Origin of the sequence: Brevundimonas denitrificans (assembly GCF_030160755.1) — a bacterium.
Taxonomy (GTDB): domain Bacteria; phylum Pseudomonadota; class Alphaproteobacteria; order Caulobacterales; family Caulobacteraceae; genus Brevundimonas; species Brevundimonas denitrificans.
On sequence record NZ_BSOY01000096.1, the window covers coordinates 1 to 6983 of the forward strand.

Annotated in this window: 7 protein-coding genes; 4 read left to right on the top strand and 3 right to left on the bottom strand. The window is 62.4% G+C overall.

The window, feature by feature from the left end; translation table 11 throughout:
• The coding region (locus QQJ79_RS14295; protein WP_284223592.1) for a hypothetical protein at positions 1-252 on the bottom strand (252 nt) is incomplete at its 3' end.
• A complete protein-coding gene (locus QQJ79_RS14300; RefSeq protein WP_284223593.1) occupies positions 249-458 on the bottom strand; it encodes a hypothetical protein in 210 nt (69 codons plus the stop codon). The genes QQJ79_RS14300 and QQJ79_RS14295, both read right to left, overlap by 4 nt.
• Positions 459-991: 533 nt before the next feature.
• Between QQJ79_RS14300 and QQJ79_RS14305 the strand changes: the two genes are divergently transcribed.
• The 3 genes from QQJ79_RS14305 (at position 992) to QQJ79_RS14315 (ending at position 4232) form a co-directional block, all read left to right on the top strand.
• Positions 992-1330, top strand: coding sequence for a type II toxin-antitoxin system RelE/ParE family toxin (locus tag QQJ79_RS14305; protein WP_284223594.1), 339 nt, complete (start codon positions 992-994; stop codon positions 1328-1330).
• A 10-nt stretch (positions 1331-1340) separates the two neighbouring features.
• A complete protein-coding gene (locus tag QQJ79_RS14310; protein ID WP_284223595.1) occupies positions 1341-1637 on the top strand; it encodes a helix-turn-helix domain-containing protein in 297 nt (98 codons plus the stop codon).
• Positions 1638-1754: 117 nt separating this feature from the next.
• Positions 1755-4232 (top strand): ATP-binding protein, encoded by a 2478-nt coding sequence (locus QQJ79_RS14315; protein ID WP_284223596.1) that lies wholly within the window; start codon positions 1755-1757, stop codon positions 4230-4232.
• A gap of 26 nt (positions 4233-4258) precedes the next feature.
• Here QQJ79_RS14315 and uvrB read toward each other — a convergent pair whose 3' ends face one another.
• Positions 4259-6484, bottom strand: a complete 2226-nt coding sequence (uvrB, locus tag QQJ79_RS14320; protein ID WP_284223598.1) for an excinuclease ABC subunit UvrB — start codon at positions 6482-6484, stop codon at positions 4259-4261.
• Positions 6485-6794: 310 nt separating this feature from the next.
• On the opposite strand from uvrB, the gene QQJ79_RS14325 reads away from it, so the two are divergent.
• The coding region (locus tag QQJ79_RS14325) for an isocitrate lyase/phosphoenolpyruvate mutase family protein (protein ID WP_284223597.1) at positions 6795-6983 on the top strand (189 nt) is incomplete at its 3' end.

Genomic DNA, 6983 nt, shown 5'->3' on the forward strand with positions numbered 1-6983 from the left:
GTCGGGCGGGCCGTCTGCGGGGGCGGCGGGCGCGGGTCCCGAAGGCGGCGCCGACCGAGCCGACGCCTGCCGCGCGGCGAAGGCCCGTTTGGTCCAGCCCTCCTTCGCCGCATGTTTGCGCAGGGCCGTCACCGACACCCCGAACCGCGCCGCCACCGTCGGCGCCGACAGGCCCGACAGATAGGCCCCCCGGATCAGGCCCCAGGTCTCCGCCGCCACGGTGACATAGCGGGTCTTCGGCAGGGCCTTCATCGACGCTCTCTCGCCTGATCGCGCTTCAGCGCCGCCACCGCCCGCTCGATTTCCGCCATGGCCGCGTCCTGGACCGCGTCGAGCGTCGGGGTTCCGGTCGGCATGGACGCCACCGCCCGCGCCTCGCGGGCAAGGCGTTCGACGGCCTCCATGCGCTTGATCGCGCGATCGAGGGCGTCGGGTTTTCTCTTTTTTGTCTTTTCCATCGTCTCCGCTCCGTGTTGAGGCGGCGGAGTCTGCGGCGGGCGGTTCCTACGGCGGGCTGAAAGGGGCGAAAAGACCGGGCGCGGGGCGCAAGGGGTTGAAAGGATTGGGGTCGGGAGGGGACGCTGGGTGGCGGATTATGCTGACAATCGGCGGATTGTCAGCGGTCCTCCCTCTCCCGTTGGGAGAGGGCTTGAGCGCACGACCGCGTAGCGGTCGTCCTTGCGCGAAAGGGTGAGGGTCGAACGCCCGGGGGCGGCTTCGCCGCTGCAACCAGCCGACCCACATCCGCCCCTACGGGGCACCCGTCGTCGGATCGGCTCCGCCGACCCTCCTCCACCCAATGGGAGAAGGATCAGGGGGTGCGGCCCTCCGTGCGTTGAGGTTCGGCTTCGCATCCTTCCATTGTCCGCCGACTTGCATAGCGGATCATTTATGGTACATTGCGTCCGCAAGCCTTGGCGTCGGTCGAGGCAGAGGAAGGGCGTTGTGCCCGCCATGCAGGGTTGTATAACTATGCACGGCGGAGCTGCATATGCACAGGGTCCTCTTCTATCAGACCGTTGCGGGTCGGGACGTAATCAGGGAGTGGCTGCGCTCATTTGACAGGCAGGATCGCGCGATCCTCGGCCATGACCTCAAGCGGGTCCAGATCGGCTTTCCGATTGGCCTACCACTGTGCCGCTCACTCGGCGGCGGACTGTGGGAGGTTCGGTCGAGCCTCGCCGGGAACCGTGAGGTGCGGATGATCTTCTTCCACGACGCGGCCCACAAGGCGCTGGTCGTGGTGCACGGCTTCCTCAAGAAGTCGCAGAAGACGCCGAAAGCCGAGATCGATATCGCGTTGAGGCGAATGAAGGAGCGCAGCCTTTAGAGAGGCCGCCATGAGTGAAATGAAGTTCCGTGATCCGTCTGACCTCAGCTCCCTGGACGACTTCCTCGACGAGGACGGCATCCGGGAAGAGGTCACCCTGCGCGCGATCAAGAGCGTGATCGCCCTCCAGCTGCGTCAGGCCATGACCGACCGGAAGATGACCCTGTCCGGCATGGCCGCCGAAATGGACACCAGCCGGGCGCAGCTGAACCGGGTGCTGGACCCGGAGGAATTCAACGTGACGCTGGAAACCCTGAGCCGCGCCGCGAAGGTGGTGGGGCGGGGGCTGAAGGTAGAGCTGGTTTAGAATCGGTTCCCGATCCGACTCGTCGTCCCACGCTTGGACATCATTCCCACGTCAACGTTGACAGTCCTGAGCTGAGAGGCCTAGCTCAATCTACGGTTTTGGGGAGCCGGCATCCAGATGCCTTCTACGCTACATAGCACCACTGACCGGCTCATTGCGGTCGGCTCGACGTCAGACAAGATAAAGGTGCGATTAGCCAAGGATCTTGTACCGCTTCTATCCCAACAGCTTTATCAATCGCCAATAAAAGCCGTCGAAGAGTTGGTCGTAAATTCCTTCGATGCAGATTCCAAGAACTGCTGGGTTAAGGTCGCTGCCAACCAAACAAAAAGCTACGTTTCGATCTTGGACGACGGGATCGGAATGGATCTGGACGGCCTCCAAGATCTTTGGGTTATCGGTCGTAGCCCTAAACGTCGCGACGAAGAATACAAAAAGCGCGTCCATAGAACCCAGATCGGCAAGTTTGGTATTGGAAAACTCGCAGCCTCTGCGCTCGCCCACACGATAACTTACGTTAGCAGAGTCGGTGACTACGTTCGCGCAATCACCGTCGATTTTCGCGATTTTGACGAACAGGAAGAGGACTTCGAACTCCCTGTATCGAGCGCGCAAATCGGCACACCTGATTTCGATTCGATTATCCAAACCGCGTCGGAATACAGCGTACCGGCTTCGGATTGGTATTCAGCGCAGGATCGGTGGACCGCCTGCATTCTTACTAATCTTAAGCCAACTGCTGCCGGTATGTCAGTCGGGAAGCTGAGGTGGGTGCTTTCCACCGCCATGCCAATAACGGAGGATTTTGCGCTCCATCTGGGGAGCGAGAATATCAAGAGCAGCAAGGACGTAACGCCGTGGTTCACCTATTCCACATCCGATTTTGACCAGGATAGGATTGAGCGGCTGAACGCTGCTGCTGGTGAGACTTTTACGTTTTCCGACGGCAAGCTGATTTCTGACACCTTCCCATCCGGCCTATCGTTTGACGCCGCGGTGTTCGGGAGCACCCTGAACGCAGGGAAAAGCGGAGACCTTGGCCGCAGCTACGGGTTTTTTGTTCGAGTACGGAACCGGCTCGTCAACGAGCGAGACGCCCTCTTCGGCATGACGCCGCGTGCCTTTCGTACGTGGAACAGATTCCGCGCAACGATAAATGCCGACGACCTAGACGATCAGCTCACGGCGCCGAGAGAAGGGGTAGGAGATTCCAAGAAGCGCGAGGTCGTCCAAGCTCTGGCGCGAGAAATCTTCAATGCATGTCGCTCCAAACACGATCAGCTAATAGCTGAATGGATTGCGAAGGAACGGAAGCAAAAGGAACTGGGCCGAAACCCAGTTAGCAATCGTCTAGTCGAGGTTCCTGTAGCGGACGTGCTTCAGCAATTCGGTGGCGATGGCGCCGGAGCGGATGCCGATGACGGTTGGTTTTATCTTGGGGTCCCCGGCGGCGAGATCGGCGAGTTCGTCAAGAAACTTTATGAACCGCGCACTGGTCTGTATTCATATCGAATAGAAGATCTCGGCCCGAACGGCAGGCTTGTTCAATATCGTCCCGATGAACTTACGTTCATTCTAAACGAAAGCCACGAACTGGTTAAAGAGTATGCCGATGACTACCAATCAAGACGTCTATTGGAAGATTTTGTAACCGCTGAAGCAATGCTTGAAGTGTATATGCGGGAAGCTGGTATCGACTTGTCGACAATCGGTGAAATCCTTCAAGCTCGCGACACCCTCATTAGAGCACTTGCAAAGAACCAGTCGTACTCTTTAAAGAACATCGCTCACGAGCTTCGAGAAGCTAGTGGAGACAAGGATGACCTCGAGGTAGCCTTGGTAGCGGCAATGCGCTCGTTTGGATTCATCGCCAAGCATGTCGCAGGGGCCGGTCGGCCAGATGGCGTGGCCCGCTTCTATATCAGGCCCGGCGAAGAAAAGAAGTACACGCTTGAGGCAAAGTCTACTCTCAAGCCCGCACCAAGTCTTTCGGCAATCGACTTTGCGGGTCTCACCGAGCACATGGAGAAAGAACTCGCCCAAGGTTGCATTCTTATCGCACCGGGTTACCCAGGAGCCGAGGAGACCAGCGCTGCTGAATGGAGAGCAAAATTCGGTAAGATATCCTGCTGGACTATCAGCGATTTGTCTCGAGTAGTCGACGCTGCTGAAGATAGGCATATAAGCGCGGCTCAGATCGCCGACATTATTGAGGGCCATTTCTCCCCCACAGATGTTAAGGCCGCTGTTGAGGCGTTGCTTAGTGAGCCAAATGGCAATCGAGAGGATATCGAGAGAGCGCTGCTCGACTCGATCGAGCAAACGTCTTCGATGCTAATTGGCGCCCCAATGGACGTCGCGTTCTTGCACGGTCGACTGCTTGGCGCACAGCCCCAGCTGACACGAGATATCGTGAGGGAGGCGCTCAAGAATATTGCCCGCAAAAGCAACGGATTGATGAGAATGCGGGAGGACGAAGTGGTCCTGCTCAGTGCGGCGTCCGAAATACGCCGCCGAGTTACCGGCTCCAGTGAACCTGACAAGACAAACAGGCGTACCGGCGACTTCAAAGGCCCGGGCGTCTCTGAATTCTAGTGGCGGGGCTGCCCCGCGCCGCCCCCCTACCGCCCCTTCCGGAACGCCTCCGCCTTCTCCGCCGCCGCCTCGGCCCGCCAGCGCTTCGGCGCGGACTTGTCGACCGTCTCGCCCTCGGCGGTCAGGACCTCATTGGCGAACTCCAGGTCCATCAGCTTCATCCGCTTGATCTCGTCGCGCAGGCGGGCGGCCTCCTCGAATTCGAGGTTGGCGGCGGCGTTGCGCATGCGGCTTTCGATGTCCTTGAGGGCGGCCTGGAAGTTGGAGCCGGTGAAGGGTTTGGACTCCTCCTTCATGCCCGGGGCGGTCAGTTTGTCGAGGGCGCGGCTCTCGTAGGGGCTGGCCATGATCTCGCGGATGTCGCGCTTGACCGACTCCGGGGTGATGCCGTGTTCGGCGTTGTAGGCCTCCTGCTTTTCGCGGCGGCGGTTGGTCTCGGCGATGGCGCGCTCCATCGAGCCGGTCATGCGGTCGGCGTAGAGGATGACTCTTCCGTCGACGTTGCGCGCTGCCCGGCCAATCGTCTGGATCAGCGAGGTCTCGGAGCGCAGGAAGCCCTCCTTGTCGGCGTCGAGGATGGCGACCAGGCCGCACTCGGGGATGTCGAGGCCCTCGCGCAGCAGGTTGATGCCGATCAGGACGTCGAAGGCGCCCATGCGCAGGTCGCGCAGGATCTCGATCCGCTCGAGGGTGTCGACGTCGGAGTGCATGTAGCGGACGCGGACGCCCTGTTCGTGCATGTATTCGGTCAGGTCCTCGGCCATCTTCTTGGTCAGAACGGTGACCAGCGAGCGATAGCCGTTGCGGGCGACCTGTTTGACCTCGTCGATGACGTCGTCGACCTGGTTGCGGGTGGTCCCGCTGACCGGGCGGATCTCGACCGGGGGGTCGATCAGGCCGGTGGGGCGGATGACCTGTTCGGTGAAGACGCCGCCGGTGCGCTCCATCTCCCACGGGCCGGGGGTGGCGGTGACGAAGACGGTCTGGGGCCGCATGGCGTCCCATTCGTCGAACTTCAGCGGGCGGTTGTCGATACAGCTGGGCAGGCGGAAGCCGTATTCGGCCAGGGTGGATTTGCGGCGGTAGTCGCCGCGGTACATGCCGCTGATCTGGCCGACGGTGACGTGGCTCTCGTCGACGAACAGCAGGGCGTTGTCGGGGATGTATTCGAAGAAGGTCGGCGGCGGCTCGCCGGGCGCGCGGCCGGTCAGCCAGCGGCTGTAGTTCTCGATGCCGGCGCAGGAGCCGGTGGCCTCCATCATCTCCAGATCGAAGCGGACGCGCTGTTCGAGGCGCTGGGCCTCCAGCAGCTTGCCGTTCTCGACCATCCAGTCGAGCGTCTCCTTCAGCTCGGCCTTGATGCCGGTGATGGCCTGGTTCAGCGACGGGCGCGGGGTGACGTAGTGGCTGGCGGCGTAGACGGTGATCTCGGTGAGGTCGGCGGTCTTCTTGCCCGTCAGGGGGTCGAACTCCTGGATGGATTCCAGCTCGTCGCCGAACAGCTGGATGCGCCAGGCGCGGTCCTCCATGTGGACGGGGAAGATCTCCAGCACGTCGCCGCGCTTGCGGAACATGCCGCGGTCGAAATTCAGGTCGTTGCGCTTGTACTGGAGCGCGATCAGGTCGGCGCGGAGTTTGGACTCGTCGATCTGGTCGCCGACCTTCAGGGTGAAGGTCATGGCGGTATAGGTCTCGACCGAGCCGATGCCGTAGATGCAGCTGACCGAGGCGACGACGATGACGTCGTCCCGCTCGAGGATCGCCCGCGTCGCCGAGTGGCGCATGCGGTCGATCTGCTCGTTTATGGACGAGTCCTTTTCGATGTAAGTGTCTGATTTCGGGACATAAGCTTCCGGCTGATAGTAGTCGTAGTAGGAGACGAAATACTCGACGGCGTTGTCGGGGAAGAAGCTCTTGAACTCGGAATAGAGCTGGGCGGCGAGGGTCTTGTTGGGGGCGAGGATCAGGGCCGGGCGCTGGGTCTGTTCGATGACCTTGGCCATGGTGAAGGTCTTGCCCGAGCCGGTGACGCCGAGCAGGACCTGGTCGCGCTCGCCGGTGTTCGCCGTAGCGACGAGCTCCTTGATGGCGGCGGGCTGGTCGCCGGCGGGGGTGTATTTCGTCTCCAGCCGGAAGGGGATGTGTTTGCGGTCCTGCGGCCGGTCGGGGCGGTGCGGGGTCCAGTCCGAGGGCTTGCCCGGGGCCTCCTCCGGCGTCAGGCGCGGGCCGGCGACGGGGGCGAACATCGGCATGTGCGGGGTCTTGACCGGCATGCGGGCGGCCGCGCCGTCGTCGTCGCGCAGGAAGGCGGTCGGGGCCTCGGCCACGGACTCGCCGCGGACGTGGACCGGCTTGGCGGTGCGGGGCGCGGCGCCCTTGGGCGAGCTGGAACGGTTCATGAACGCAATCTAGGACGCGGGGGGCGGGTTCGCCAGTGAACGCGCGGGGGCGGCGGAGGCTGCTGACAGCAGGGTGTCAGCAGGGCGGGCTGTGACGGTCCGAAAACCGCGAGACGAAGCGGGACGAGCGCGGCAGTATCGGGGCGCAACCGGAGACCCGTTCATGACCCCCTTCCACGCCCTGCATCGCGACGGCCTGCTGATCCTGCCCAACGCCTGGGACGGCGGCTCGGCGGCCCTGGTGGCGTCGCTGGGGGCGAAGGCGGTGGCGACGACGAGCGCGGGCGTGGCCTGGGCGCTGGGCTGGCCGGACGGGGACGCCCTGCCGGTCGAGCGGGTGGTGCAGGCGGCG

Bases quoted from the DNA above. Each gene is read 5' to 3' on its own strand.
- QQJ79_RS14300 (WP_284223593.1), bottom strand. From the start codon at position 458: ATGGAAAAGACAAAAAAGAGAAAACCCGACGCCCTCGATCGCGCGATC.
- QQJ79_RS14315 (WP_284223596.1), top strand. From the start codon at position 1,755: ATGCCTTCTACGCTACATAGCACCACTGACCGGCTCATTGCGGTCGGC.
- QQJ79_RS14305 (WP_284223594.1), top strand. From the start codon at position 992: ATGCACAGGGTCCTCTTCTATCAGACCGTTGCGGGTCGGGACGTAATC.
- uvrB (WP_284223598.1), bottom strand. From the start codon at position 6,484: ATGCCGATGTTCGCCCCCGTCGCCGGCCCGCGCCTGACGCCGGAGGAG.
- QQJ79_RS14310 (WP_284223595.1), top strand. From the start codon at position 1,341: ATGAGTGAAATGAAGTTCCGTGATCCGTCTGACCTCAGCTCCCTGGAC.